The organism is Methylobacterium variabile (genome assembly GCF_001043975.1).
Classification (GTDB): Bacteria; Pseudomonadota; Alphaproteobacteria; order Rhizobiales; family Beijerinckiaceae; genus Methylobacterium; species Methylobacterium variabile.
The window spans coordinates 1-25,713 of the sequence record NZ_LABY01000069.1 but is presented as its reverse complement, the minus strand read 5'-3'; the positions used below and the strand labels follow the sequence as shown (position 1 = coordinate 25,713).

Annotated in this window: 24 protein-coding genes and 1 tRNA gene; 11 read left to right on the top strand and 14 right to left on the bottom strand. The window is 72.6% G+C overall.

Annotated elements, in window-relative coordinates; translation table 11 throughout:
- Positions 1–68 precede the first annotated feature (68 nt).
- Both VQ02_RS11325 and VQ02_RS11320 read right to left on the bottom strand, forming a co-directional pair.
- Positions 69–275, bottom strand: a complete 207-nt coding sequence (locus tag VQ02_RS11325; protein ID WP_048444295.1) for a hypothetical protein — start codon at positions 273–275, stop codon at positions 69–71.
- A gap of 170 nt (positions 276–445) precedes the next feature.
- Positions 446–742 carry an antibiotic biosynthesis monooxygenase family protein gene (locus tag VQ02_RS11320; protein WP_048444294.1) on the bottom strand — a complete coding sequence of 99 codons (297 nt, stop codon included), beginning with the start codon at positions 740–742 and terminating at the stop codon, positions 446–448.
- A 403-nt stretch (positions 743–1,145) separates the two neighbouring features.
- On the opposite strand from VQ02_RS11320, the gene queA reads away from it, so the two are divergent.
- Together queA and tgt are read left to right on the top strand one after the other, a co-directional pair.
- On the top strand, positions 1,146–2,234 hold the full coding sequence (gene queA / locus VQ02_RS11315; RefSeq protein WP_048444293.1) for a tRNA preQ1(34) S-adenosylmethionine ribosyltransferase-isomerase QueA: 1,089 nt from the start codon (positions 1,146–1,148) through the stop codon (positions 2,232–2,234).
- Positions 2,231–3,364 (top strand): tRNA guanosine(34) transglycosylase Tgt, encoded by a 1,134-nt coding sequence (tgt, locus tag VQ02_RS11310; RefSeq protein ID WP_048444292.1) that lies wholly within the window; start codon positions 2,231–2,233, stop codon positions 3,362–3,364. Before queA ends, tgt begins: the two co-directional genes overlap by 4 nt.
- Before the next feature lie 4 nt (positions 3,365–3,368).
- Here tgt and VQ02_RS11305 read toward each other — a convergent pair whose 3' ends face one another.
- The gene (locus VQ02_RS11305) at positions 3,369–4,403 is read right to left on the bottom strand and encodes a hypothetical protein (protein ID WP_209437001.1); all 1,035 of its coding nucleotides are present in this window, start codon (positions 4,401–4,403) and stop codon (positions 3,369–3,371) included.
- 170 nt (positions 4,404–4,573) lie between these two features.
- On the opposite strand from VQ02_RS11305, the gene VQ02_RS11300 reads away from it, so the two are divergent.
- The 6 genes from VQ02_RS11300 to VQ02_RS11275 all read left to right on the top strand — a co-directional run bounded on the left by VQ02_RS11300 (position 4,574) and on the right by VQ02_RS11275 (position 10,548).
- Positions 4,574–4,649 (top strand) — tRNA-Lys (locus VQ02_RS11300).
- Between the two features lie 378 nt (positions 4,650–5,027).
- Positions 5,028–5,561 carry a hypothetical protein gene (locus tag VQ02_RS11295; RefSeq protein ID WP_245239695.1) on the top strand — a complete coding sequence of 178 codons (534 nt, stop codon included), beginning with the start codon at positions 5,028–5,030 and terminating at the stop codon, positions 5,559–5,561.
- Positions 5,562–5,775: 214 nt separating this feature from the next.
- A complete protein-coding gene (locus VQ02_RS11290) occupies positions 5,776–6,702 on the top strand; it encodes an ABC transporter ATP-binding protein (protein WP_048444289.1) in 927 nt (308 codons plus the stop codon).
- Positions 6,699–7,460, top strand: a complete 762-nt coding sequence (locus tag VQ02_RS11285; RefSeq protein ID WP_048444288.1) for an ABC transporter permease — start codon at positions 6,699–6,701, stop codon at positions 7,458–7,460. The genes VQ02_RS11290 and VQ02_RS11285 overlap by 4 nt, the downstream gene beginning before the upstream one ends.
- A gap of 89 nt (positions 7,461–7,549) precedes the next feature.
- Entirely contained in the window at positions 7,550–9,151 is a 1,602-nt protein-coding gene (locus VQ02_RS11280) for an ABC transporter substrate-binding protein (protein WP_048444287.1), read from the top strand.
- An 11-nt stretch (positions 9,152–9,162) separates the two neighbouring features.
- Positions 9,163–10,548, top strand: coding sequence for an amidase (locus VQ02_RS11275; RefSeq protein ID WP_083469159.1), 1,386 nt, complete (start codon positions 9,163–9,165; stop codon positions 10,546–10,548).
- A gap of 70 nt (positions 10,549–10,618) precedes the next feature.
- On the opposite strand, the gene VQ02_RS11270 is transcribed toward VQ02_RS11275, so the two are convergent.
- From VQ02_RS11270 to VQ02_RS11235, 8 genes are all read right to left on the bottom strand, one after another.
- Positions 10,619–11,446 (bottom strand): SGNH/GDSL hydrolase family protein, encoded by an 828-nt coding sequence (locus tag VQ02_RS11270; protein ID WP_048444285.1) that lies wholly within the window; start codon positions 11,444–11,446, stop codon positions 10,619–10,621.
- Positions 11,447–11,958: 512 nt separating this feature from the next.
- The gene (locus tag VQ02_RS11265; RefSeq protein WP_048444284.1) at positions 11,959–13,104 is read right to left on the bottom strand and encodes an iron-containing alcohol dehydrogenase; all 1,146 of its coding nucleotides are present in this window, start codon (positions 13,102–13,104) and stop codon (positions 11,959–11,961) included.
- Between the two features lie 176 nt (positions 13,105–13,280).
- Positions 13,281–13,931, bottom strand: a complete 651-nt coding sequence (locus VQ02_RS11260) for an aspartate racemase/maleate isomerase family protein (protein WP_053080335.1) — start codon at positions 13,929–13,931, stop codon at positions 13,281–13,283.
- Positions 13,928–14,626 carry a GntR family transcriptional regulator gene (locus VQ02_RS11255; protein WP_245239694.1) on the bottom strand — a complete coding sequence of 233 codons (699 nt, stop codon included), beginning with the start codon at positions 14,624–14,626 and terminating at the stop codon, positions 13,928–13,930. Before VQ02_RS11255 ends, VQ02_RS11260 begins: the two co-directional genes overlap by 4 nt.
- A gap of 85 nt (positions 14,627–14,711) precedes the next feature.
- Complete coding sequence (locus tag VQ02_RS11250) at positions 14,712–15,524, bottom strand: ABC transporter permease (RefSeq protein WP_048444283.1); 813 nt, start codon at positions 15,522–15,524, stop codon at positions 14,712–14,714.
- 8 nt (positions 15,525–15,532) lie between these two features.
- On the bottom strand, positions 15,533–16,378 hold the full coding sequence (locus VQ02_RS11245) for an ABC transporter permease (RefSeq protein ID WP_048444282.1): 846 nt from the start codon (positions 16,376–16,378) through the stop codon (positions 15,533–15,535).
- 9 nt (positions 16,379–16,387) lie between these two features.
- A complete protein-coding gene (locus tag VQ02_RS11240) occupies positions 16,388–17,431 on the bottom strand; it encodes an ABC transporter substrate-binding protein (protein WP_048444281.1) in 1,044 nt (347 codons plus the stop codon).
- 19 nt (positions 17,432–17,450) lie between these two features.
- Positions 17,451–18,560, bottom strand: coding sequence for an ABC transporter ATP-binding protein (locus tag VQ02_RS11235; protein ID WP_048444280.1), 1,110 nt, complete (start codon positions 18,558–18,560; stop codon positions 17,451–17,453).
- A 107-nt stretch (positions 18,561–18,667) separates the two neighbouring features.
- Here VQ02_RS11235 and VQ02_RS11230 point away from each other — a divergent pair, with 107 nt between their 5' ends.
- A complete protein-coding gene (locus VQ02_RS11230) occupies positions 18,668–20,086 on the top strand; it encodes an amidase (RefSeq protein ID WP_048444279.1) in 1,419 nt (472 codons plus the stop codon).
- Entirely contained in the window at positions 20,083–20,436 is a 354-nt protein-coding gene (locus VQ02_RS11225) for a hydroxyisourate hydrolase (RefSeq protein ID WP_048444316.1), read from the top strand. The genes VQ02_RS11230 and VQ02_RS11225 overlap by 4 nt, the downstream gene beginning before the upstream one ends.
- Here the strand turns inward: VQ02_RS11225 and VQ02_RS11220 are convergent.
- From VQ02_RS11220 to VQ02_RS11210, 3 genes are all read right to left on the bottom strand, one after another.
- On the bottom strand, positions 20,399–23,029 hold the full coding sequence (locus VQ02_RS11220; RefSeq protein ID WP_053080334.1) for a sensor domain-containing phosphodiesterase: 2,631 nt from the start codon (positions 23,027–23,029) through the stop codon (positions 20,399–20,401). The genes VQ02_RS11225 and VQ02_RS11220 overlap by 38 nt on opposite strands.
- A 359-nt stretch (positions 23,030–23,388) precedes the next feature.
- Positions 23,389–24,519: an acyl-CoA dehydrogenase family protein gene (locus tag VQ02_RS11215; protein WP_048444278.1), complete on the bottom strand. Its 1,131-nt coding sequence runs from the start codon at positions 24,517–24,519 to the stop codon at positions 23,389–23,391.
- A gap of 42 nt (positions 24,520–24,561) precedes the next feature.
- The gene (locus VQ02_RS11210; protein ID WP_048444277.1) at positions 24,562–25,323 is read right to left on the bottom strand and encodes an SDR family NAD(P)-dependent oxidoreductase; all 762 of its coding nucleotides are present in this window, start codon (positions 25,321–25,323) and stop codon (positions 24,562–24,564) included.
- 223 nt (positions 25,324–25,546) lie between these two features.
- On the opposite strand from VQ02_RS11210, the gene VQ02_RS36935 reads away from it, so the two are divergent.
- Positions 25,547–25,713: CoA transferase (locus tag VQ02_RS36935; protein WP_209437002.1), on the top strand; the 167-nt coding region annotated here is incomplete at its 3' end.

Genomic DNA, 25,713 nt, shown 5'->3' with positions numbered 1-25,713 from the left:
AAGGCGGCCCGCACCGGAAGGCCACGGCACAGGTCATAGCCGGGGCTAAGAGCCCGGCCCGGACCCCGTCACACCGCGGCGGGTCGGCCCGCCGCCTCGCGGGCCTGCTCGCGCAGGCGGCTCACCTGGGCCCGCGCCCGGGCGGCGGCGGCCTTGCGGGCGTAGTGCCGGCGCATGAAGCCGAAGCGGGCGGAGGCCGCGAGGCTCTCAAGCCGCCCGGCCTCGCATTCCCACCAGACGACGAGCTCGGCATCGAGGGTCGAATGGGTGGCCATGACGGGGAACTCCGCGACGAGCTGAACACGATGCGATGCAGATGGGGCGCCGGCGGCCGGCGCGCCACGGCCTTCTTCGTCAGGCCTCGAGGCATCGACGGATCGATGCCACGGGATCGGCGCCCTTCAGGGTCTTCCCCTCCATCGTCAGGCGTCCGCTCGAAGACGCGTCAGGTGCGGATGACCTTGTAGAGACCCGGGTGATGCGGGAAGCGGCCCATCTCCGGCCCGACCAGGGCCCGGAAAGCCGAATCGCCCGTCGCTGCCAGAAAATCCTCGGCAGAGCGCCAGGTGGCGACGTTGACGAGCGGGAAGCGGGGCCCGGGCGCGACGGCCTGGTGCAGGGTGGTGGCAACGAACCCGGGCTGACGGCGCAGGTGGTCGGCGGCCCGCTCCCAGTAGGCGACGGCCGCCGCCTCGTCGCCGGGCGCGACCTCGAACGGGTTGATCAGTACCACGTCGCTCATGAGCCCATCTCCGGCGCGCCGCTCTCCTGGTCCGCTCCAGCGCGGCGCGCAGGCGCCGGAGCAGGGTCGTCGGTTCCCGGAGGGAAGCGGGCTCGCCCCGGTGGGCGATCCGCTTCGACAAGGCGGGACGGCGTTCGCGGGGTGGCCGCATCGGCTCGCCGGCGAGCCGGATCGTGCGGGCGGGTGACCCGTCTGCCGTCAGGGGAGAGCCGGCGAGCGCCGCCGCGCCGAAGATCTACCTGCGGGTCGCAGGCGAGTTCGTCGGCGGCGAGCAGGGCGTCCCCGACACTCGCGTTGGCTCTCCTCGAATTCGACAACACTATCTCATATTGACAGCTTATTGTCAAAATCTCGGTCGCCGTGCCCCATTGATCCGGCGGCGGAATCCTGGCTGAAGGGCCGCATGCGCGTGGACCTGTTCGATTTCGACCTGCCGGAGGACCGCATCGCGCTCCGGCCCGCGGTGCCGCGGGATGCGGGCCGCCTGATGCTGCTGCGCCCGGGCGAGCCTCCGGAGGACCGCGTGGTACGCGACCTGCCGGGCCTCCTGCTTCCGGGCGACGTGCTGGTCTTCAACGACACGCGGGTGATCCCGGCCCGGCTGCACGGCCTGCGCCACAGGCCCGAGGGTGGAGCGGTCCGGATCGAGGCGATGCTGCACCTGCGGGAAAGCGCGGACCGCTGGCGCGCCTTCGCGCGCCCGGCCAAGCGCCTGCGGGTCGGCGACCGGGTCAGCTTCGGGCAGGCCGGCGAGGGCGGGACGTGCGCGCTCACCCGCCTCGACGCCACCGTCGCCGAGCGCGGGGAGGGGGGCGAGACCACCTTCGCCTTCGACCTCTCGGGGCCGGCCCTCGACGAGGCGGTGGCGGCCTTGGGCGAGCTGCCGCTGCCCCCCTACATCGCCGCCAAGCGTCCGACCGACGCGCAGGACGCCGCCGACTACCAGACGGTCTTCGCCCGCGAGCCCGGTGCGGTGGCGGCGCCCACGGCCGGCCTGCACTTCACGCCCGACCTGCTGGCGGCGTGCGCGGCGGCGGGCCTGTCCGAGGTCAGGGTCACGCTCCACGTCGGCGCCGGCACCTTCCTGCCGGTGAAGGCCGACGACACCGACGAGCACCGCATGCATGCGGAGGTCGGGGAGATCACCCGGGCGGCGGCCGACGCCCTGAACCGGGCCCGCGCGGCCGGCGGGCGCATCGTCGCGGTCGGCACCACGGCCCTGCGGCTCCTCGAGAGCGCAGCGGCGCCCGACGGCACGATCCAACCGTGGACCGGCGCCACCGACATCTTCATCACCCCGGGCTATCGCTTTCGCGCCGTCGACGCGCTGATGACCAACTTCCACCTGCCGCGCTCGACCCTGTTCATGCTGGTCTCGGCCTTCGCGGGCCTCGAGCCGATGCGCGCGGCCTACGCCGCAGCCATCGAACGCGGCTACCGGTTCTACTCCTACGGCGATGCCAGCCTGCTCTTCCGGGCGGAGACGCGATGACCGACCAGTTCAGCTTCACGGTGGCGGCGACCGACGGAGCCGCCCGCACCGGCGAGATCCGCATGCCGCGCGGCGTCATCCGCACCCCGGCCTTCATGCCGGTGGGCACCGCCGGCACCGTCAAGGCGATGTATCCCGAGCAGGTGAAGGCCCTCGGCGCCGACGTGGTGCTGGGCAACACCTATCACCTGATGCTACGCCCCGGCGCCGAGCGGGTGGCGCGCCTGGGCGGCCTGCACGCCATGATGCAGTGGCCCTACCCGATCCTGACCGATTCCGGCGGCTTCCAGGTCATGTCGCTCGCGGGCCTGCGCAAGCTCGATGAGACCGGGGTGCGGTTCCAGTCGCACATCGACGGCACGGCGCATCTCCTGAGCCCCGAGCGCTCGATCGAGATCCAGGGCCTGCTCGGCTCAGACATCCAGATGCAGCTCGACGAGTGCGTACGCCTGCCCGCGCCGGAAGCGGCGATCGAGAGCGCGATGCGCCTGTCCCTGCGCTGGGCCGAGCGCTGCCGCATCGCCTTCGGCGACCAGCCCGGGCGAGCGATGTTCGGCATCGTGCAGGGCGGCGACATTCCGGCCCTGCGGGTCGAGAGCGCCCGGGCGCTCGTCGGCCTCGACCTCAAGGGCTACGCCATCGGCGGCCTGGCGGTCGGCGAGCCGCAGGCGACCATGCTGGCGATGATCGAGACGGTGGAACCGCACCTGCCGACCACGAAGCCGCGCTACCTGATGGGCGTCGGCACGCCGGACGACATCGTGCAGGCGGTGAGCCGCGGCATCGACATGTTCGACTGCGTGATGCCGACCCGGGCCGGCCGGCACGGCATGGTCTACACCCGCCATGGCCGCCTCAACCTGCGCAACGCCCGTTTCGCCGAGGACAACGCGCCCCTCGATCCGGAATCGACCTGCCCGGCGGCCAACCAGTACAGCAAGGCCTACCTGCACCACCTCGTCCGGGCCGGCGAGATCCTCGGCATGATGCTGCTGACCTGGAACAACCTGTCCTACTACCAGGACCTGATGGCGGGCCTGCGCCGCGCCATCGCGGCCGGGCGGCTCCAGGACTTCATCGGCGAGACCCGCGAGGGCTGGGAGAAGGCCGAGCGCGACCGGGCCGCCTGACGCGTCAGCGCTCCGCTGCCGGCTTCGCCGCGAGGACGCGGTAGAACCCGTCCGGATCGTCGCGCCCCTCGTCCGCGGCCCGGCGCAGGCCGGCGACGACGCGGGCGGCGATCGGCAGGCGGTAGTGCAGGGCGTCCCAGTAGTTGGTGTCGTCCCGCGTCACCGGCGACGGGATGCGGAAATCGACCAGTGTGGCGCCGTGCCGGCGGGCGATCTCCGCCACTTGCGCCTTGCAGGCCGCCTCCCGGACGGCGCCGGCGCTGCCCGGCCGCGGCTGTGCCTCCACGTTCACCGGCATGAAGGCGACGAGCTTGAGCCCGTCCGCCGGCACGAGGCCGAGGAGCTCGTCGAGCCAGGGAAGGGCCGGCGTGGCGGGATCCGCCTCGGGCGCGGGTTCGGCGGCCAGCCCGTCGCCGTGGATGTGCGCCGCCGCCCGGGCGGCGTCGTAGTGCGATTCCGGCGGGGTGAAGACCTCGTAGCCGTCGCCGCGGATGCGTGCCGGCATTCGCCCGAGACGGTGCAGCAGCACCCGGCCCGCGACCTGGACGCTCTGGAGGTTCCACTGATGGAACAGGGCGGCGAGGCCCGGCCGCTCGCCGTAGAGCCAGGGCGGGAAGGCCCGGAAGGTCAGGCGCTTCACGTCGGCATCCGCCTCGCACCACGGCGCGTCGAGTCCGAACACCACCGCTCTCGCCGGTGCCCGGGTCAGGAACAGCCGGGCGAGCTGGGCCTGCTCCCAGGGCGTCGCCGCGTTCATGGCGAGGTTGGCGAAGCGGCCGCCGAAGGCCCGGTCGAGGGCCTGAGGATCGAGGAGGCGGGCGGTCGAGGTGCCGAACACGGCGGAATCGTAGGCACCGCCGCGCACCACCTGCGGGTACATGAAGCGCTGGTTGAGATCCATGATCGGTCCGGGCGCCCGCCCCGGCGCGGCGCGCAGGCCGTAGGGGTCCAGGAGGGCCACGAAGGCGAGCACCGTCAGCCCCATGAGGCAGGCCGCCCCGACGAGAAGGCCGGCGAAGCGCCACCAGGCGGCCGGCATCGCCGGGGCATATCCGGCGGGTGTTGCGGGATCGAGGACCATCGGGATGCGGCGGTTGTGGGCGGCCCTGGTCTCCCGGTTGACCGGGCCGCGTCAACCCCCTATGTCCGCGTCTGCTCCGAACAGGACCTGGGCCGGCCCGCCAGCGCCGCGCCGTCATCCCCGGGAGCGGGCGCGTAGCTCAGCTGGTAGAGCAACGGACTTTTAATCTGTAGGTCCTGGGTTCGAGTCCCAGCGCGCTCACCACTTTATTCAATTCTGGCAGGATTTAGCCCGTCGGGCGACTGCGGCTGTCATGCCGCTGTGTCCAAAATCGTCCGACCTGTGTCCAAATCCCCCTCTCTTGACTCTGCTCCGATCGCGTCTTGCCGCGCGCCCTGCCTTGCACGAAGACATGGCGGTGGATGATGAAAGATTTCGCGCCCGCTTCGCTCGATCCGGTGCTCCGGTCCGGTACCATCCGCCGGTACTCGCCCGGGACGGGCATGGGCGCCGGCCTCCGACTGCGCGCGCATGCCTGCAGGTCTTCTTCCGCTGAGCGCCTTCGTTGACGATGCACGCCGCCTATGCAAGGAGCCCGTGCCCAGGATGTCTGGAGGGGCAATGTCGGGGAATGATGCGCTCATGAAAGCCTTGGCTGATGTGAGCGAACGGCGGGCGGCGCTTGAGGTCGAGTACGAGCGCATCGGGGCAGAGCTGGCCAAGCTGCGGCTCGCCGAGAACGCCCTCCGGGCGATCATCGAGGATACGCCGATCGAGGAGCTCGGCCTGTCGCTGCCGTCCGCCGGTTCGGCATCGGGCGCGGAACGGGGCGAGGCCCGTGCGAGCGGGCGTCGCGGCCCGAGGGGGCCGCGGGCGAACTCGACCAAGGGCCGCCTTAAGGCGCTGATCGACGGCGCCGGGCCGCAGGGCCTGTCACAGCCGCAGATCCTGCGGGCCCTGCCCGACGCGGCACCAGCTACCATCAACGCCTATCTCAGCGCCATGGTGACGGCCGGCGAGGCGCTGCAGGTCGGCAACTTCTACACCAAGACCCGGACGCGGGACGACGAGGCCGAACGGCCGGAGTCGGAGGACGAGGATTCCCTCGTCGACGACGAGGCGGACGACGAGGCCGATGATACGACGGGCGGGGACGGCCCGTCCCGGACCACCTGACGGACGACCCGATCCCAAGGCCGCCGGACGCGCCCGCGCGCCGGCCCGATGGTTCAAAGCGCGCGCATCCGCGCCACACCCCGGCGGTTTCTCGGCGCGTCGCGCCCGGGCGCGTCGGGTTACCGGCTCGGGATGGTGGCGGACCGGTCCCGGCCGGCCTAGGTGATCCGCCATCCCGTTAGCCCAAGGCTAGCCTCACGACGCCCGGGACCGGATGACGCCCATCATCGCGATCGCCAACCTCTCGAAGACCTACGCCTCCGGCCACGCCGCGCTCAAGCGCGTCGACCTCAGCGTCCGCCAGGGCGAGATCTTCGCCCTGCTCGGGCCGAACGGCGCCGGCAAGACGACGCTCATCAGCATCATCTGCGGCATCGTCACGCCGAGCACCGGGACGGTCACGGTCGGCGGCCACGACATCCTGGCCGCACCCCGCGCCGCCCGGAGCCTGATCGGCCTGGTGCCGCAGGAACTCACCGCCGACGCCTTCGAGACCGTGTGGGCGACGGTGAGCTTCAGCCGCGGCCTGTTCGGGCTCAAGCCCAACCCGGCCCATATCGAGCAGGTGCTGCGCGACCTCTCGCTCTGGGAGAAGCGCGATGCCAAGATCATGACCCTGTCGGGGGGCATGAAGCGGCGGGTGCTGATCGCCAAGGCGCTGGCGCACGAGCCGCGCATCCTCTTCCTCGACGAGCCCACCGCCGGCGTCGACGTCGCCCTGCGCCAGGACATGTGGCGCCTCGTGCGCCGCCTTCGCGAGCAGGGCGTCACGGTGATCCTGACCACCCACTACATCGAGGAGGCCGAGGAGATGGCCGACCGGGTGGGGGTGATCGCCAAGGGCGAGATCGTGCTGGTCGAGGAGAAGGCGGAGCTGATGCGCAAGCTCGGCCGCAAGGAGCTGACGCTCCATCTCCACGATCCCCTGCCGGCCCTGCCGCCGGCCCTCGCCGGCCATCCGCTTGCCCTGTCGGAGGACGGCACGGCGCTGACCTACACCTACGACACCAAGGCGGAGCGCACCGGCATCACCGCGCTCCTCACCGACCTCGCCGCCGCCGGCATCCGCTTCCGCGACCTCCAGACCCGGCAGAGCTCGCTCGAGGACATCTTCGTCGACCTCGTGAGGGACCGCGCATGAACTGGCCCGCCATCCGCGCCATCTACGGCTTCGAGATGCACCGCGCCTTCCGCACGCTCCTGCAGAGCATCGTCGCGCCGGTGATCTCGACCTCGCTCTACTTCGTGGTCTTCGGCGCCGCGATCGGCGGGCGGATCACCTCGGTCGACGGCGTTCCCTACGGCGCCTTCATCGTGCCGGGGCTGATCATGCTGACGCTGCTCACCCAGAGCATCGCCAACGCGTCGTTCGGCATCTACTTCCCGCGCTTCTCCGGCACGATCTACGAGATCCTGTCGGCGCCGATCGGGGCGGTGGAGATCGTCGCCGGCTATGTCGGGGCGGCGGCCACCAAGTCGATCATGCTCGGGCTGATCATCCTGGCGACCTCGGCGCTGTTCGTGCCCCTGCGCATCGAGCACCCCTTCGTCATGGTGCTGTTCCTGGTGCTCACCGCCGTGACCTTCAGCCTGTTCGGCTTCGTGATCGGCCTGTGGGCGGACGGGTTCGAGAAGCTGCAGCTCGTGCCGCTCCTCATCGTCACGCCGCTGACCTTCTTAGGCGGCAGCTTCTACTCCATCGACATGCTGCCGCCGCTGTGGCGGACGGTGAGCCTCGTCAACCCGGTGGTCTACCTCATCAGCGGCTTCCGCTGGAGCTTCTACGGCCACTCGGACGTCAATCCGGCGGTGAGCCTCGGCATGGCGCTGGTGTTCCTCGTCGCCTGCCTGGCGGCGGTCGCCTGGATCTTCCGGACGGGGTACCGGCTCAAGAGCTAACAAAAATCTTAACAAAGGAGCGTCGCCGGAGCCGGAATGGCCCGGCTCTTGCGGCGTCGGCGGGCCAACACGGAGCCCGCCGTCCCGCCATGACTCGCACGCTCGCCCCGTCCGCCGCCCTCTCGGCCCTCGTTCTCGCCGCCGCGCCGGCCCATGCCGACTCCGTCCTGCGCATCGGCATGACCGCCGCCGACGTGCCGACCACCACCGGCATGCCGAACAACGGCTTCGAGGGGATGCGCTTCCTCGGCTATCCGGTCTTCGAGGGCCTGGTGCTGTGGGACCTCTCCCGCACCGACCGGCTGGCGGGCCTGCGTCCGGGCCTCGCCGAGCGCTGGGAGCAGGCGCCCGACGACAAGGCGACCTGGATCTTCCACCTGCGCCCGGGCGTGCGCTTTCACGACGGCACCGCCTTCGACGCCGACGCCGTGGTGTGGAACCTCGACCGCTACTTCAAGCCGGACAGCCCGCACTACGAGCCGCCGGCCGCCGGCATCAGCCGGGCGCGGGCCCCGCTGCTGGCGGGCTACCGCAAGATCGACGAGCGCACGGTCGCCATCACCAGCGCGGCGCCGGCGTCGTACTTCCCCTACATGGTGGTCTACCTGCTGTTCACCTCGCCGGCCTCGTTCGAGAAGGTCGGGCGGGACTGGGCCAAGGTCGCGGCCCTGCCGGCGGCGGGGACCGGGCCGTTCCGCATCACCCAGGTCCGGCCGCGGGAGGTAGTCGAGCTCGCCCGCAACGACGCCTACTGGGACCGGGAGAGCCTCCCGAAGGTCGACCGGGTGCGCCTGATGCCGATCCCGGAGGCCAATGCCCGCATCGCCGCGTTGCGGGCCGGGCAGGTCGACTGGATCGAGGCGCCGGCGCCGGACGGCATCCCGTCCCTGCGCCAGGCGGGCTTCGTCATCACCACCGGCTCCTACCCGCATGTCTGGCCGTGGTTCTACAACATCGGCGCGGAGAAGAGCCCGCTCAAGGACGTCCGGGTGCGCCAGGCCCTGAACTACTGCATCGACCGGGACGGGCTGGTGACCTTCCTGAACGGCACCGCCGAGCCGGCGGTCGGCTGGCTCAAGGCGGGCGACCCGGATTTCGGCGCGCCGCAGAACCGCTATGGACTCGATCCGAAGAAGGGCCGGGCGCTCCTCGCCGAGGCCGGCTACACCGAGAAGAACCCGCTCGCCCTCAAGGTGATGATCTCGACCTCGGGCTCGGGCCAGATGCAGCCGCTGCCGATGAACGAGTTCCTGCAGGAGAACCTGAAGCAGACCTGCAACGTCGATGTCAGCTTCAACGTGGTCGAGTGGCAGGTGCTGCTCAACGCCGGGCGGTCGGCGCCGGACTCGCCGGCGCTCCAGGGCGCGCACGCGCTCAACGTCTCGTCGCCCTCCTCGGACGTCGCCGTGATGGCGCGCTACTTCTCCTCCGCCAACGTCTCGCCGAAGGGCTTCAACTTCCCGCAATGGACGGATGCCCGCTTCGACGCGGCGCTCAAGGAACTCGCCGGGGCGACCGACCCCGCGACCATCGCCACGGCCACGCGGGCGGCGCATGAGCGACTGGTCGATGATCCGCCCTGGCTGTACATCGTCCATGACCTCAACCCCAGGGCGATGTCGCCGCGGGTGAAGGGCCTCGTCTCGCCCCAGTCGTGGTTCGTCGACATGACCCGGATCAGCGTGCAGTGAGGAGAGTTACCGTGACCGATCCCGCCGAGCTTCCGGCCCATGCCCTCGCCCGCGCCATCGCGGCCCGGGAGGTCTCGCCGGTCGATGCCGTCGAGGCGCACCTCGCCCGCGTCAAGCGCCTGGAGCCGAAGCTCAAGGCCTTTGTCGAGGTCTACGCCGACGACGCGCGGCTCGCCGCCGAGGGCGCCGACCGGATGATCCGCGCCGGCCACGCCGTCGGCCCGCTGCACGGCGTGCCGGTGGCGCTCAAGGATCTGATCGATCTCGAGGGCCGGATCACCACCGGCGGCTCGGCCCATTTCCGCGAGCGCCGCGCCACGCAGACCGCCACGATCGCGCGGCGGATGCTGGCGCAGGGCATGATCGTGCTGGGGAAGACCCACACGGTCGAGTTCGCCTACGGTGGCTGGGGCACCAACCAGCACATGGGCACGCCCTGGAACCCGTGGGACCTCGCGACGCCGCGGACGCCCGGCGGCTCCAGCAGCGGCTCGGGCGTCGCGGTGGCGGCGCGCCTGGCGCCCTGGGCGATCGGCACCGATACCGGCGGCTCGGTGCGGCTGCCGGCCTCGTTCTGCGGGCTGACCGGCCTGAAGGTCACGATCGGCCGCGTCAGCACCGCCGGCATCGTGCCCCTGAGCACCACCCTCGACACGCCGGGCCCGATGGCGCGCTCCGTCGAGGACGTGGCGCTGCTCTACACCGTGCTGTCGGGCCCCGATCCCCGCGACCCGAACACCCGGGGCATCGTGCCGGAGGATCCGATGCCGGTGCTGCACCGCGGCGTGCGCGGCCTGCGCCTCGCCCGGATGCCGGCGGCGGAGCGCGACGGCGTCTCGTCCGAGATGCTGGCGGCCTACGACGCCTCCCTCGAGGCGCTGGCGAGGCTCGGCGCCGAGATCGTCGACGTCGACCTGCCGTTCCGCTTCGTCGACCTCGTGACGACCTCGGCGATCGTGCAGGCGGAGTGCTACTTCTTCAACGGCACGCTGTCGGAGGACGCGGCGGCGCGCCTCGACGAGGATGTCCGTCTGCGCACTCTGGCGGGCTCCGGGGTGACGGCGCAGGACTACCTGCGCACCCGGCGGATGCAGCAGGAGATGAAGGCGGCCTTCGCCCGGGCGATGGACGGCATCGACGCCCTGCTGACGCCGACCACCGAGTCCGCGGCGATTCCGCTCGACACCGTCGATCAGGCGGTGATGCCGTCGCGGTTCACCCGCTTCGGCAACCTGCTCGAGCTCTGCGCCCTGGCGCTGCCGAACGGCTTCACGCCCGAGGGCCTGCCGCTCTCGCTCCAGATCGTGTGCCGCGGCTACGACGAGGCGACGGCGCTCCGCATCGGCCAGGCCTACCAGGTCGCGACCGAGTGGCACCTGCGGGCCCCGGCCCTGTAGAAACGGCAGCGCCCTCGAACTTGCTCGTTCGAGGACGCGGCAACGTGAGAGATATCGTTAAGAGGCCGGATCAGCCCCGCCGCAGCCGCAGTGCGTCCGGCAGCGGCTGGCGCTTGGCGCGGGCGACCGCCTGGAGCGGATCGGGCCGCGGGGTCACGGCGTCGAGGATCTCGCGGCCCAGCGCCTGGGCCAGGCAGGCGTAGCCCTGGTCGCCCATATGGAACTGGTCGGACGACAGCATCCCGGCCAGCAGGTTCGGATCCTGCCGGTTCCAGTCCTTCATCAGGGCGTAGCGCGAGAAGACCGGCACCTCGGCGCCGTCCGCCACCGCCGCGACGAGGCCGACGAAGCGCTCGTAGCGGGCGTGATCGGGAATCGCGGGGTAATATTGCTGGTCGAGGATGATGAGGTCGCTGCCAGCGGCCCGGACGAGGGCGACGCCCTGCTCCAGCCGGCGCCGGAACGCCGCCTCGTCGCCCCCGGTGATGGCGTCGTTGGTGCCGACCTGCCAGATCACGAGGTCGGGCTTGACCGGCTGCTTCAGGGCCTCGGCGAGGCGCGCCAGGGTCTGGTCGGCGGTCTCGCCGCCGATGCCCGCGTTGGTCACGCCGACCGGCGTGCCGCGCCAGGCCACGCGCAGGGCCTGCTCGAGCAGATGGGGATAGGTCCGGTCCGGTCCCGAGGCGCCGATGCCCTCCGTCGAGGACGATCCAATGGCCAGCACCCGCACCGGCTCGCGCCGTGCCACGTGCGCCTCGGTCAGGCTGAGGCTCATCCGCTCCGCGGCCGGCGGCAGCGGGGCCGGGCACGCCGCCGCGGGAAGAGCCGCAACGAGATGTCCGGCGACGATGGCCGCCGAGAGGCAGGCCAGCCGGTCCAAGCTAAACCGGAAGAGCATGGCAGTTCCGCGCATGAAGGGGAGCGGAGCGATTCGTTCCGCATTCGTCGGGTAACATGCGCGTTACCGGCGATCCAGCCCAAAATGCAGCTGAGCCAAGTCCATCCCGGCTGCTCTGCTCGGCTGGTCAGCGAAAGCAGTGCCATTCAGCGAGAAACACGCGGGTCGAGGACACCCGGGATTAAGCTTGAGCGTCGGTTGCAGGACCCGAGAACCGGGTGGCTCCGCCCCGACGCCCGCTTCTCTTCCGGAAGGTGCCGGCTTTCTGCAGCGCGCATGATGATGGCGGGTTGCGGCTCTATCGGAGGAGAGCCGGGACGGCGTCCGGACGATGATATCCGGACGCCGTGTCACGAGCGTGCGCAACGGCGCGTCGCTCCGCACGATCGGCTAAAGCCGGTTTGCCGCCTGGCGGAGGCGACCTCGCCGTGATCGCCCGACGCGACCCATCGGAAGGGGGACGTGGCGAAGATCCGTCGAAGCGCCCCGCTGCCCGGGGCGCCGCGACGCGCTCACGCCGCCCGGCCGCTCAGGGAGGCCCGGAACAACGCGCGGAACTCCTCCGCCCCGACCGGCCGGCCGTTCGTCGCCGTCGAGTGGTCCTCGACCGCCCGGGGTACCAGCGCCTCGCAATCCTGCTCCGTCACCCCCATGGCGGCGAGGTCGGCGGGCAGGCCGAGGTCGCGGTTGAGCGCCTCGATCGCGGCGGCGAGGTCGGCGCCCTCTGGCAGCCCCATCGCCCGGCGCAGGGCAACGTACTTCTCGCCGCAGGCCGGCGCGTTGAAGCGCAGCACGTGGGGCAGGATGACCGCGTTGAGGGTGCCGTGGTGCAGCCGCTTCGCCTTCAGGCCGCCGAGGGCGTGCGACATCGAATGAACGGCGCCGAGGCCCTTCTGGAAGGTCATGCCGCCCTCGAGCGCCGCCATCATCATGTCCTCGCGCGCCGCGACGTCGCTGCCGTCGCGGACCGCGCGGGCCAGCGAGCGCGTGGCGCGGGAGAGCCCGTCGAGGGCGATCGCCTCCGCGGGCGGGTTGTGGCGGGGGCTCAGGTAGGTCTCGATGCAGTGGGTGAGGGCGTCCATGCCGGTGGCGGCGGTGAGGCCGGGCGGCAGGCCGAGGGTCAGCTCGGGGTCGCAGATCGCCACGTTCGGGATCAGGTAGGGCGAGATGAAGCCGAGCTTGCGCCCGTCCGCGAGGGTGATGAGGGCGGCGCGGCCGACCTCGCTGCCGGTGCCCGCGGTGGTCGGCACCGCGACGACCGGCGGCTGGTCGGCCCGGATGCGCGGGATGCCGCCGAGGATGGCCGCATAGGTCGCCAGGGGCTCGTCGTGGGTGGCGAGCAGCGCCACGCCCTTGGCGAGGTCGAGGGGCGAGCCCCCGCCGACGGCGATCACGGAATCGCAGCCCTCCGCTCGGAAGCGGTCGCGGGCCTCCAGCGTCGCCTCCTCGGTCGGGTTCTCGGGCGTGCCGTCGAAGACCGGCGTGGTGGCGGGCAGCCCGGCGGCGGCGAGCACGCGGGCGATGAGCCCGGCCGCCACCACGCCGCGGTCGGTGACGACCAGGGGCTTGCGGGCGCCGAGGAGCGCCAGCTCCTCGGCCATCAGCCTGACGGCGCCGCGCTCGAACTGGATCCGGGTGAGATAGGTGATGAGGCTCATGGGAACGCTACCTGTGCGATCTGGCCCGATCGACTGCGCGCGACGGCGCCGGCCGGCGCCGCGGCGCCCCAGCCTGCCTCCTCCCGCACGCCTCTTCCCGGGCGTGGTCCGGAGCCTAGCACGGCCGTCGCGCGGGGCGCACCGCAGGGGTGCCATGCGGAGACGGGATGGGCGGGTCAGGCAGCCTCCGGGAGCCCGGCCGCGGCCAGCAGCGCCTCCGTGCCGAGGGTCGTCGCATCGAGGAGCGCCGGCAGGTGCCAGCCGGGAAGGTTGGTGCTCCAGATCAGCACCGCGTCCGTGCCGTCTGCCGCCTCCCGCGCCGCGGCCGCGAGGCGGGACGGGGGCACGAGGGCGGCGAGGCGGTTCTCGGCGATGCCGAGGTGGGGCGCGGTGGCGACCGCGATGCCCGCCGCGGCGAAGCGGGCGCCGACCTGTGCGGCCTCCTCCGCCCCGCCCTGCACGACGAGGCCGATGCGCCGGATGCCGGCGCGGCGCAGGCGCGCGCGGGCGGCGAGGGCCGTCGTCACCGTTGGCAGGCCGGTGCGGCGGGCCACCGCCTCGCACAGGCGCTCGTCGGGCGCGAAGCCGAGGGCGGCGCCCCGCGTCGCGTTCCAGCACAGGGCCGCCACGCCGGCATCCGCCAGGAGGGCGGCGGCGGTGAGGAAGACCGTCTCGTCGTAGGCGTCCTCCCCCGTCAGCATCGCCCCGTAGGGCACCCGGGCGTAGCAGGCCACGGCGTCGGTGCGGCCCGCGAGCCGCGCCTCCGTCGCCCGTTCCACCACCCGGTTCGAGGAGGGCAGGATCACCCCGAGGGCGATTTCGGTCATCGTGGCGCTCCTTCGCCCAGCTGAGCCACCATCAGGGCCTGGGTGCGGGCGACGTGGACCCGCATCAGCGCCCGGGCCCCCTCGGCATCCCGCCCCCGCAGGGCCTCCAGGATCGCCCGGTGCTCGGCGAGCGACTCGGCCACCCGGCCGTCCACCGCCAGGGCGAAGTTGCGGGCCCGCGCGAGCCGCGGGAATGCCCGGCCGTGCGCCTCCGCGATCGCCGGGCTGCGCGCCGCCGTCACGATCAGGCGGTGGGCCTGGCGGTTGAGGCGGGTATAGGATTCGCGGTCGTCCCGCGCCGCCTCCATGGCGGACTGGAGCTGGTCGAGCCGCGCCAGCTCGGCTCCGGTCATCCGGTTGGCGGCGAGGCCGGCGCAGAAGCTCTCGAGCGCCACTTCGAGCTCGAACAGCGGCACCAGGTCCGCCGGGTCGAGGCGCGCCACCATGGCGGCCCGGTTGCGCCGCAGGGTGACGAGACCCTCGCCCGCCAGGAGCTTCAGGGCCTCGCGCACCGGGGTGCGCGAGACGCCGAGGCGCACCGACAGGTCCGGCTCGTTCAGGGTCTCGCCGGGGGCGAGCAGATTGAGGAGGATCAGCCGCCGCAGGGCGGTGGCGGCCTGCTCGGTCAGCGAGGTTTCCGGCCGCGAGGGGCGGGGTGGGGGCTCTGCGGCCGATGTCAGGGTCGAGTCTGCCAAGGAGCCCTCATGCGATATCCGCTCGCGCGGAATTGGGGAGCGGCGCCACGGCCAGCCCGGCCCCGAACGGGCCCGGTCCACCCCCTCACACCAGGCGCCGCGACAGCCCGGTCAGCCGCTCCATCAGGACGATGCCCCCGATGGTGGCGACGATCAGGATCCCCGACAGGGCCGCGATGGTCACGTCGAGCCGGCCCTCCAGGTCCTGCCACATCCGGATCGGCAGCATGTCGGTGGCGGCGTCGCGCAGGAACAGCGAGACCGGGATGTTGTCGAAGGAGGCCATGAAGGCGAGGAAGCCCCCCGAGAGGATGCCGGGCCGGATCAGCGGCAGGGTGATGCGGCGGAAGGTGTAGAGCCGCGAGGCGCCGAGGCTCGCCGAGCCCTCGAGCAGGGCGGGCTGGAGCTGGGTCAGCGCCGCCACGGTGTTGCGCACCACGTAGGGGACGCAGACCACCGTGTGGCCGAGGACCAGGGTCGCGACCGAGACCGGCCAGCCGAGGAGCGAGAAGAACATCAGGCTCGACAGCCCGAAGGCCAGGGCCGGCAGGATCAGGGGCGAGAGGAAGAGGCTGTCGAGGAGGCGCGCGGAGAGGCGCGGCGAGCGCGCCACGGCGAGGGCCGCCAGCACCCCGAGGCCGACCGCCAGCACCGTGGCCAGCACCGCGACCGTGAGGCTGTTCCTGAGGGCGAAGTGGAGCTGCCAGGCCTCCATCAGCTCGCCGTACCAGCGCAGGGAGTAGCCCGGGGGCGGGAAGCGCAGCGACAGCCCGTCGGTGAACGAGACCACCAGCACGATGAGGGTCGGGGCCAGCAGCAGCACCAGGGCGAGGAGCGCCAGGAGATGGAGGACGACCTCGAAGCTGAGGCGGTCGAGGCGGCCGGGGGAGCGGGACATCGCGGTTCTCAGGTCTGGGTGTAGCCGCGGGCGAGGCGGCCCAGCGCGTTGAAGGCCAGCACCACGGCGAGCACCGCGACGAGGAAGATCACCGACATCGCCGCCGCGAACGGCCAGTTCTGCAGCGCGATCGCCTGCTGGTAGATGTAGCCCGGCATGAACAGCATCTGCCCGCCGCCGATCAGCGACTGGGTGATGAAGCCCGAGATCGCCGCCGCGAAGGTGAGGACCGAGCCGGCGATCAGGCCCGGCAGGCACAAGGGCAGGGTCACGCGCCGGAAGGTGCGCCAGCGCCCGGCACCCAGCGCCTCCGAGGCGTCCCACAGGCTCGGGTCGATGCGCGACAGCGCCGTCATCAGCGGCAGCACCATGAGCGGCATCTGCACCTGGGCGAGCGCCGCCACGAGGCCGCCCTCCGCGTAGAGCATCCGCAGCGGGGTCTCGATCAGCCCGAGGGAGGAGAGGAGGGAGTTGACCACCCCCTGCCGGCCCAGGATCACGATCCACGCGAAGGTGCGGATGACGACGCTGGTGAGGAGCGGCGTCAGCACCGCCAGGATGACGAGGCCGCGGACGAAGCCCCCGGCCCGGGTCGCGACCAGCGCCAGCGGCAACCCGAGGATCAGGCACGCCGCCGTGACCTTGAGCCCGAGCCAGAGCGTGCCGAGGAGCACGCCGAGGCTGAAGCGATCACCGAGGAACGCCGCGTACTGCGCCAGTCCGAGCTGCCCGTCCGGCCCCTGGAGCGACAGCCCGAGGAGCGCCACGAGCGGCGCGGCGAAGAACGCCGCGAAGAACAGCGCGAGCGGGCTTGCCAGCCGCAACGGGTAGGTGGTGACGTCCGGCACAGCCACGGGGCGCTCCTACAGCTTGATCTCGCGGTTGAACCGCTCGATCCAGGCCGGGCGCTGGGCGTTGATCGCCTTCCAGTCCTGGAACACGAACTTTTTCTTCAGGTCGTCGGTGTCCTTCGCCAGCACCCGGGCGATCTCGCCGGTCATCTTCACCCGGGTGTTGGTCGGCACGACGAGGTAGGGCGCCTGCATCAGCCGGGTCTGGACCGGCTCGGAGATCGCCGCCTCGATCAGCTTGAACGCGAGCTCGCGGTTGGGCGAGTTCTTCACGACCTGGATCAGCGTCTTGAACGCGATCGCCCCCTCCTTGGGCGCCACGAACTCCACCGGCACGCCCTTGGCCTTCAGGATCTGGATCGCGTTGAAGTTGCCGGGCGAGATGTCGACCTGGCCCTGCTGGAACAGGGTGGCGAGCGCGCCGGGATTGGCCGCCACCGCCGAGAGGTTCGGCTTCAGCTTCTCCATCGCCGTGAAGGCCGGATCGATGTTCGATTCCGATCCGCCGTGCATCTTGGCGACCTCGACCATGAAGCCGGTGCCGAGCGTCGAGTTCATGTTGGTGATGCCGACCCGGCCCTTGTACTCGGGCCGCCACAGGTCGGCCCAGGAGGTCGGCGGGGTCTTCACGGTGTCGGGGTTGTAGGTCAGGCCGACGACCTGGAAGAAGGCGGCGGGCCCGTGCGGGTCTTGCGCGTCGGGGATCAGCTCCTTGAAGGCGGCGCTGCGCTCCACCGGGTAGGGCTCGACGAGATCCTGCGCCAGCGCCGTCAGGGCCGGGCCGGGATCGTGCAGCATCACGTCGATCGGCGGGTTCGCCTTGGCGGCCGAGACCTTGGCGATCTGGTCGACCGACAGCATCGGGTCGAGGACGATCGGCGCGTTGCCGGTCTCCTTGCGGAAGGCCGGCACCAGCACGGCCTTGTGCGCCTCCTCCCAGCTGCCCGTGAAGGTGGCGAAGACCAGGGGCCGCGCCTGCGCGAAGGAGAGGCCGGGAAACAGCTCCATCGCGCCGAGCGACAGGGCGGTGGTGATGAGGCGGCGGCGGTCGAGCATCGGGGGCTCCTCTTCGGGTTCAGGCGGCAGCCGGGAAGGCGGAGGCGAGGCCGGGCGCGACCGCGATCCGGACGGGCGTGCCGGGCGGGCGCAACGCCCCGCCGCCAAGGCGCGGCTCGGCGATCTTGAGCGGCCGGCCGGCGCCGACCCGGACCTCGTGGACGACGGTCGGCCCGAGCGGCAGCGCCATCTCGACCACGCCCGCGATGCCCTCCTGCTCCTCTGTGAGGCGAAGGTGCTCAGGGCGCAGGCACAGGACGACCCGGGAGCCCGGCGCGATCGGCCGGGCGAGGGGGCGGGCGACGACCTCGCCGCCGGCATCGAGCGCGATGCGCGGCTGGCCGCCGTCCTGTCCGAGAAGAACCCCCGGCACGGCGTTGGCGGAGCCCACGAAGGTGTTGACGAACAGGCTCTCCGGCGCGTCGTAGACCGTGGTCGGTGCGGCGAACTGCTCGAGGCGGCCGTTCGAGAGCACCGCCACCCGGTCGGAGAGCGACAGGGCCTCCTCCTGGTCGTGGGTGACCAGCAGCGTGGTCACGCCGGCGACCCGCTGCAGCCGCTTCACCTCGATCTGCATGTCGAGGCGCAGGTTCTTGTCGAGGGCGGCGAAGGGCTCGTCGAGGAGCAGCACCGCCGGCCGGATGGCAAGCGCCCGGGCGAGCGCCACCCGCTGCTGCTGCCCGCCGGAGAGCTGGCGCGGGTAGCGCGCTCCGGCATGGCCGAGCTGCACCAGGTCGAGGAGGCGGCGCGCCTCCGCGGCCTGCTCGGCCCGGGGCGCGCCGCGGGCGGCGAGGCCGTAGGCTACGTTCTCGGCCACCGTCAGATGCGGGAACAGGGCGTAGTTCTGGAACACGATGCCGACGGCCCGCCGGCTCGGCGGCAGGGCGTCGATCACCTCGTCGCCGACGATCACCCGCCCCTCGGTCTGCCGCAGGAAGCCGGCGACGATGCGCAGCAACGTGGTCTTGCCGCAGCCGGACGGCCCGAGCAGGGAGACCAGCTCGCCGCCGCGGATATCGAGGTTCACGTTCTCGACCGCGATCGCGCCGCCGTACCGATGGGTGATGCCGTCGAGCACGACGGACCGGCCCTCCGCCTGGGCGTGCTTGCGTGGTCCGGATGGTGTCACGGTGGCTGTTCCTGCGGCATCGATCTTGCTGGCCCCGGGATCGCAAATCGTATGCCATTTTCGGAAAAGCCCATGTCAGTGCATGACTTGATCCCGGGAGCCGTCCGATGAGCGGGGAGCTGTGGCGGCTGTCCGCGATCGAGCTCGGCCGGCTCTACGCGACCGGGCGTGCCTCGCCGGTCGATGCCCTCGAGGCGGCACAGGCCCGGGTCGCAGCCTGGGAGCCGCACCTCAACGCGGTCGCGCGGGAGAATCCGCGCGCGCGGGCGGAGGCCGAGGCGAGTGCCGCCCGCTGGCGCGCCGGCGCCCCGCTCTCGCCCCTCGACGGCGTGCCGATGACCGTGAAGGAGTTTCTGGTCACGGAGGGGATGCCCTCGACCTACGCCGAGCCAGGGGAGGCTGCGGCGGCGGAGCGGGACGAGCTGCCGGTGGCGCGGGCGCGCCGGGCCGGCCTCGTCACGCTCGCCAAGACCACGATGCCGGAATTCGCCGTGCAGGGTTACACGGCAAGTGCCCGTTTCGGCGTCACCCGCAACCCCTGGAACCCGTCCCTGACCCCGGGCGGCTCGACCGGCGGCGGTGCCGCCGCGACGGCGGCGGGCTACGCGCCGATCGCCCTCGGCACCGATGGCGGCGGGTCGCTGCGCCGCCCCGCCGCCCATACGGGCCTCGTCGGTCTCAAGAGCAGCCTCGGCCGGGTGCCGCGGCTCGGCGGCCTGCCCTCGCCGCTCCTCGACTTCGAGGTGGCGGGCGCGCTCACCCGCACGGTCGCCGACAGCCGCGCGGTGTTCAGCCTGATGCAGGGCGCCGATCCGCGGGTCCTGTGGTCCGGCTTCGCCCCGCCGCCGCGGCCCGAGCGGCCGCTTCGCGCGCGCTACGTCGAGCGCATCGGCGACGCGCCCCTCGATCCGGTCGTCGCCGCCTCGTGCCGGCGGGCGCTCGCCGATCTCGAGGCCCTCGGCGTCGCGGTCGAGGAGGGGCCGCTGCCCTTCGACGTCGCCGGCCTGAACGCGCTCTGGCCGGAGATCGGCCGGATCGGCCTTGCCCGCCTGTTCGAGGCCGATCCGGCGCTCGCGGCGCGGGCGAGCGAGCCCTACCGTGCGATGGCGGCGGAGGGCGCCCGGGCACCGGCCACGCTGCTCCTCGGCATCATCGATCGGGTGCAGGCCCTGCGCAACGCCGCGAGCGCCGCCTTCGACGGCCTCGACCTCATCGTCACCCCGTCCGCCGCGGCGATGCCCTGGGCGGCCGACGCGGTCTATCCGGAGGTGATCGAGGGCCGGCCGGTCGGCCCGCGCGGCCACGCGGTCTATTCCGGCTGGGTCAACGCCGCGGCCCTGCCGGCCTTGAGCCTGCCGGTCGATCCGGCGCCGGACGGGATGCCGATCGGCCTCCACCTCGTGGCCGGCTTCGGCCGCGACGACGGGCTCCTCGACCTCGCCGAGGCGATGGAGCGCCGGCGCCCCTTCGCCGATCGATGGCCGGCCTTGCCGGAGCCGGGTCGGCCCGCGGAGGCGGCCCGATGAGCGCCGGCGGGATCTCGGTCCACGCCGTCGACGTGGCGGAGGGCTGCCCGGCCGTCGGCCTGCGGGTCGAGATCGCGGTGCTGGACGCGTCCGGCCGGCGCGCGGTCGCCGAGGGTGTGATCGGACCGGACGGCAGCTTCGACCATCCGGTCGTGCGGGGCGTCGGGGTCGGGGCGGGAACCTACGAGGCGGTGTTCCACCTCGGCGCCTACTTCACGGCGCAGGGGCGGCCCGGACCGCACTTCCTCGACCAGGTGCCGTTCCGCTTCACGGTCGTTCGCCCGGCGGAGCACCACCACCTGCCGCTGAAGTTCACGCGCTTCGGCTACGCCGTCTTCCGGGGTGTGTGACTGTGCCGCCGAGCACCGGCAGCAGCGCGCTGAAGGGGGTGGGGCGGCCGAGCAGGAACCCTTGCGCCCCGGTGCAGCCCTCGTCCCGCAGGCGGGCGAGCTGCGCCTCGGTCTCGACGCCCTTGGCCGTCACCTCCATGCCGAGCGCCCTCCCGAGGGCGACGGCCGCCCGCACCAGGCCGGTGCTCTCCGGGGACGTCACGGACGCGGCGAGGGAGCGGTCGAGCTTGATCCGCCCGAAGGGCAGGCGCCGCAGGGCGCCGAGGGAGGAGGCACCCGCGCCGAAATCGTCGAAGGCGAGCCCGACCCCGAGGGCCGCGAGGTCCGCGAGCCGGCCGTTCTCCTCCGCGACCGCCCCTTCGGCCGCCCTCTCGGCAATGTCGAGCTCGAGGCGCTCCGGCGCCTCGCCGGCCGCTGCCAGGGCGGCCCGGACGGCCGAGACGAGGCCGGCCTGGCGCAGCTGCGCCCCCGCGACGTTCACTGCCACCCGGACCTCCGGAGGCAGTCCGCTCGCGTCGCGCAGAGCCGTGCGCAGCACCCACTCGCCGAGGGGCACGATGAGGCCGGTCTCCTCGGCGAGCGGCAGGAACGCCGCCGGCGCCAGCGGGCCGCGGGTCGGGTGGTCCCAGCGCAGCAGCGCCTCGACGGCGGCGACCCGCCCGCTCGCGAGATCGTGGACCGGCTGGTAGTGCAGGACGAACTCGCAGCGCTGCAGGGCGAGGCGCAGGTCGAGCTCGAGGCGCCGCCGCTCCTCCGCCGCCTGGTCCATGGCGGCCGCGAAGTGCCGGAACGTGTTGCGCCCCTCCGATTTCGCCCGGTAGAGCGCGAGATCGGCCCGCCTGAGCAGCGCGTCGCTGTCGACCCCGTGCTCGGGCGCGAAGGCGATGCCGATGCTGACGCCGATCGTCGCCTCCCGCCCGCCGAGATCGACCGGCTCGCGCAGGGCCGCGACCAGGCGCTCGGCCGTGGCGGCGGCGCTGCGCCGGCACGCCTCGCCGCCGAGCAGGACCGCGAACTCGTCGCCGCCGAGGCGAGCGGCCAAGTCCTCCTGCCTCAGGCAGGCCCGGATCCGGGCCGCCACGGTGCGCAGCAGCGCGTCGCCCGCGAGGTGGCCGAGGGTATCGTTGACCGCCTTGAACGCGTCGAGGTCGAGGCAGAGCAGGCCGCAGGTCCCGCCGTGCCGGCGCAAGGCGGCCAGGCGCTGGTCCAGGCTGTCGCGGAAGAGGGCGCGGTTCGGCAGCCCGGTCAGGGCGTCGTGCCGGGCCATGTGGGCCACCTGCGCCTCCGCGGCCTTGCGGGCGGTGATGTCGGTGTAGGTGCGCACGGCCCCGCCGGTCGGCAGCGGCACCGTCCGGATCTCCAGCACCGTGCCGTTCGGCCGCTCGCGCTCGTAGGTGTAGGGATGGGTCGAGAGCGGCGCGCGGGCGACCTGCTCGCGCAGGGCCGCGTCGCACCGGGCGAAATCCTCCCGGGCGATCTGGTGGCGCCGCACCTCGTCGAAGTCCGGGCCTGAGCGCATCAGCTCCGGCGGCAGGTCGAGGAGCGCGATGGCGCGCTCGTTGCAGACCCGCACCACACCGGCCTCGTCGATCATCATCAGACCCTGGTCCATGTGCTCCAGGGTGGCGTCGAGGAGGGCCGTGCTGGCGCGCAGGCGCGCCGCGCTCTCCTGCAGCTCGTCCTCGGCCCGGCTGATCTCGGTCACGTCCTGCGCGCTGCCGAACAGCGCCACGGCCTCGCCGGCCTCGTCCTGCTCGCAGATGCCCTGCGAGACGATGACCCGCTCCTGACCGTCCGCCCGCACGATCCGGGCCTTGAACCGGAAATCCGACCTGCGCTCCAGCGCCGCGGCGACCAGGGCCGTGATCCGCGCGCGGTCCTCCGGGTGGTAATAGGCGAGGGCCTCCTCGACGCGGCGGGGCGAGTCCCCCGGGAGCCGCCCGTGCATGCGGCAGACCTCGTCGGACCAGGTGAGGGCGCCGGAGGCGAGGTCGACCCGCCAATGGCCGATGTGAGCCATCTGCTCGGCCAGCGTCAGGTTGCGGTTGGCCTCGGAGAGGGCGTCCTCGCTCGACCGCCGGCGCGCCGCCTCGGTCTCGCTGGCGACCCGGGCCTCGTGGTGCCGGAGCTGGGCCACCACGATCTCCGTGAGATCCTGCAACCGCGCAGCCTCCTCCGCCGAGAGCCGGCGCGGTGCGGTATCGGCGAGGCAGAGGGTGCCGACGGGGAGGCCCGGCCACAGGACCAGCGGGACGCCGGCGTAGAACCGCACGCCCGCCGCGCCCGCGACCAGCGCGACGGTGCGAAAGCGCGGATCGGCCGTCGCGTCCTCGATGACCAGGGGTGCGTCGCCCAGGATGGCGTGGTGGCAGAAGGCGGCGTCCCGGGCGGTATGGCCGAACCGGATGCCGGAGGACGCCTTGCACCAGAGCCGGTCGGCATCGACCAGCGAGATCCACGCGTAGGGAACCCGGAACAGCGCGCGGGCGAGGCGGCACACCGCGTCGAAATGGGCCTCCGGCGCCGTGTCCAGGATCGCGAGGGCGTGCAGGGCGGAGAGGCGTTCGGCCTCCCGGTCGGGACGAAGATGCACCGGTACGCTCCTTGCCGGCGTGCTCGGCGCCGGGTCGGGCCGGGCTTCGAAAAGGGAGGAGAAATCTTAACGTGAAGTTAAACCGTGGCCCTTCGGTCCGAAGCCGCACAGTGTCCCGCTCGACGCGGCGACCTTGCGTCAGGTCAAGGCGGCTTAATGCTCAAGGACGAGCGTGGATCACACGACTCGTCGAAAGATGAGCAGGGCGATCCGCTGCCCGGTTTTCGGCGCGCCGGCTTGCGTCTGCGTCAGGCGCCGGCGGCGGAGGCGCCGTCCCGCTTGGTGCGGCGCTCAAGCTCCGCCGAAGATGTCGTTCACCGGAGCTCTCACGCCCTGCGGCTCGCAGAGCTGTCGGCGCATCACGCCGTGAGAGCGCGGCTGATCACGATGCGCTGGACGTCGCTCGTGCCCTCGTAGATCTGGCAGACGCGCACGTCGCGGTAGATCTGCTCGACCGGGTAGTCGGCGAGGTAGCCGTAGCCGCCGTGGATCTGGATCGCGTCGGAGCACACGCCTTCCGCCATCTCGGAGGCGAAGAGCTTGGCCATCGCGGCCTCCTTCAGGCAGGGCTGGCCGGCATCGCGCAGCCGCGCCGCGTTCAGCACGAGGAGCCGCGCCGCCTCGATTCGGGTCGCCATGTCGGCGAGACGGAAGGCGACTGCCTGGTGCTGGTTGAGCTTCTGCCCGAAGGTCTCGCGCTCGCCCGCATAGGCGAGAGCCGCCTCGAACGCGGCCCGTGCCATGCCGACAGCCTGGGCGGCGATGCCGATGCGCCCGCCCTCGAGGTTCGAGAGCGCGATCTTCAGCCCCTCGCCCTCCTGGCCGAGCATCAGGTCGGGGGTGAGCTCCATCTCCTCGAACACGATCTGCGCCGTGTCCGAGCAGCGCTGCCCGAGCTTGTGCTCGATGCGCGCCACCCGGTAGCCCGGGGTTCTCGTCGGCACGATGAAGGCCGAGATGCCGCGCTTGCCGGCCTCCGGGTCGGTCACCGCGAACACGATGGCGAGGTCGGCATTCGCCCCCGAGGTGATGAACTGCTTGGTGCCCGACAGAACCCAGCGGTTGCCGGCGCGTCGGGCTCGGGTCTTGAGGGCGGCGGCGTCCGAGCCGGCCCCGGGCTCGGTCAGGCAGAAGGCGGCGAGCTGCTCGCCGCGGGCGAGGGGGCCGAGGAAGCGCTGCTTCTGCTCGGCGCTGCCGAAGCGCAGGATCGGCATGCAGCCGACGGAGTTGTGCACGCTCATCACCGTCGAGACGGCACCGTCCCCCGCCGCCACCTCCTCGATGGCCAGTGCGTAGGCGACGTGGTCGGCGGCGGCCCCGCCGTGCTCCTCCGGCACCAGCATGCCCATGAAGCCGAGCGCGCCCATCTCGGCGATGGCTTCGCGGGGAAAGCGCGCCTCCCGGTCCCAGGCGGCCGAGAACGGCTTCAGGCGCTCCTGCGCGAAGCTGCGGGCGGTGTCGCGGATCAGGATCTGGTCGTCGCTCAGCATCGCGCTCTCCCTCGGGCCGTCGTTGGTCTCTCGGGCCGACGCCTATTTGGGCTGCATCCGCAGCGCCCCGTCGAGGCGGATGACCTCGCCGTTGAGCATCGGGTTGTCGATGATGGCGAGGGCGAGCTTCGCGTATTCCTCGGGCCGGCCGAGGCGTGACGGGAACGGCACCGCGGCGCCGAGGGAATCCTGCACCTCCTGCGGCAGGCCGCGCAGCATCGGCGTCTCGAAGATGCCCGGCGCGATGGCGCAGACCCGGATGCCGGCGGGGGCGAATTCCCGCGCGGCCGGCAGGGTCAGGCCGACGATGCCGGCCTTCGAGGAGGCGTAGGCCGCCTGACCCACCTGGCCCTCGTAGGCCGCGACCGAGGCGGTGGAGATGATGACCCCGCGCTCGCCCCCCTCGAGCGGGTCGAGGGCGAGCGCCCCCGCCGCCACGAGGCGCAGGAGGTTGAAGCTGCCGATCAGGTTGACCTGGATCACCTTGGCGTAGGCCGTGAGGTCGAGGGGGCCGTTGCGGCCGACGATGCGGCCCGCGGTGGCGACGCCGGCGCAGTTGACCAGGATGCGGGCGGGGCCGTGGACCTCGGCGGCCCGGGCGACCGCGGCTTCGGCGCTCGCCGCGTCGGCGACGTCGCAGGCGAGGGCGATCCCGCCGATCTCGTCGGCGACCGCGGCGGCGGCGCCCTCGTTCAGGTCGAGGAGCGCGACCCGCGCACCCGCCGCCGCCAGCGCCCGGCCGGTCGCCGCGCCCAGGCCCGATCCGCCGCCCGTGACGATGGCCGCTACGCCGTTGACGTTCATGCGCCGTCCTCCCTGACCTTCGTTCCCACTCGACCGGTGGGTGTTGGACCCGGCGAGCCGCCATCCGCCCGTGGCGAAGGGCGGACCGGTCTGCTACGCGCAGGTCGCTGGACCCCGCGGCTTCCGGGGGCGCCCCATCGCTATGGGGCGGGCCGGCCATCGTCAAGGCACCGCCCGGCGAGCGACGACAGCCGCCGGGTCGGGGCGTCGGGGGGATAAGGGCATGATCGCGTCGGACGCAGCGGGGGAGGGCGGCGGGCCGCTCGCGGGCTTGCGCATCGTCGAGTTCGCGGGCATCGGTCCGGGGCCGTTCGCGGCGATGCTCCTGGCCGATATGGGGGCCGAGCTGGTGCGGCTCGACCGGCCGGGCGGCGCCGGTGCCTCTTCTCG

Excerpts from the sequence above, each read along its gene's own strand:
- VQ02_RS11215 (WP_048444278.1), bottom strand. The coding sequence starts at position 24,519 with ATGCTGAGCGACGACCAGATCCTGATCCGCGACACCGCCCGCAGCTTC.
- VQ02_RS11210 (WP_048444277.1), bottom strand. The coding sequence starts at position 25,323 with ATGAACGTCAACGGCGTAGCGGCCATCGTCACGGGCGGCGGATCGGGC.
- VQ02_RS11240 (WP_048444281.1), bottom strand. The coding sequence starts at position 17,431 with ATGCTCGACCGCCGCCGCCTCATCACCACCGCCCTGTCGCTCGGCGCG.
- tgt (WP_048444292.1), top strand. The coding sequence starts at position 2,231 with ATGACCGACCAGTTCAGCTTCACGGTGGCGGCGACCGACGGAGCCGCC.
- VQ02_RS11265 (WP_048444284.1), bottom strand. The coding sequence starts at position 13,104 with ATGAGCCTCATCACCTATCTCACCCGGATCCAGTTCGAGCGCGGCGCC.
- VQ02_RS11250 (WP_048444283.1), bottom strand. The coding sequence starts at position 15,524 with ATGTCCCGCTCCCCCGGCCGCCTCGACCGCCTCAGCTTCGAGGTCGTC.
- VQ02_RS11295 (WP_245239695.1), top strand. The coding sequence starts at position 5,028 with ATGAAAGCCTTGGCTGATGTGAGCGAACGGCGGGCGGCGCTTGAGGTC.
- VQ02_RS11270 (WP_048444285.1), bottom strand. The coding sequence starts at position 11,446 with ATGCTCTTCCGGTTTAGCTTGGACCGGCTGGCCTGCCTCTCGGCGGCC.
- VQ02_RS11290 (WP_048444289.1), top strand. The coding sequence starts at position 5,776 with ATGACGCCCATCATCGCGATCGCCAACCTCTCGAAGACCTACGCCTCC.
- VQ02_RS11305 (WP_209437001.1), bottom strand. The coding sequence starts at position 4,403 with ATGCCGGCCGCCTGGTGGCGCTTCGCCGGCCTTCTCGTCGGGGCGGCC.
- VQ02_RS11260 (WP_053080335.1), bottom strand. The coding sequence starts at position 13,931 with ATGACCGAAATCGCCCTCGGGGTGATCCTGCCCTCCTCGAACCGGGTG.
- VQ02_RS11230 (WP_048444279.1), top strand. The coding sequence starts at position 18,668 with ATGAGCGGGGAGCTGTGGCGGCTGTCCGCGATCGAGCTCGGCCGGCTC.
- VQ02_RS11320 (WP_048444294.1), bottom strand. The coding sequence starts at position 742 with ATGAGCGACGTGGTACTGATCAACCCGTTCGAGGTCGCGCCCGGCGAC.
- VQ02_RS11225 (WP_048444316.1), top strand. The coding sequence starts at position 20,083 with ATGAGCGCCGGCGGGATCTCGGTCCACGCCGTCGACGTGGCGGAGGGC.
- queA (WP_048444293.1), top strand. The coding sequence starts at position 1,146 with ATGCGCGTGGACCTGTTCGATTTCGACCTGCCGGAGGACCGCATCGCG.
- VQ02_RS11280 (WP_048444287.1), top strand. The coding sequence starts at position 7,550 with ATGACTCGCACGCTCGCCCCGTCCGCCGCCCTCTCGGCCCTCGTTCTC.
- VQ02_RS11285 (WP_048444288.1), top strand. The coding sequence starts at position 6,699 with ATGAACTGGCCCGCCATCCGCGCCATCTACGGCTTCGAGATGCACCGC.
- VQ02_RS11325 (WP_048444295.1), bottom strand. The coding sequence starts at position 275 with ATGGCCACCCATTCGACCCTCGATGCCGAGCTCGTCGTCTGGTGGGAA.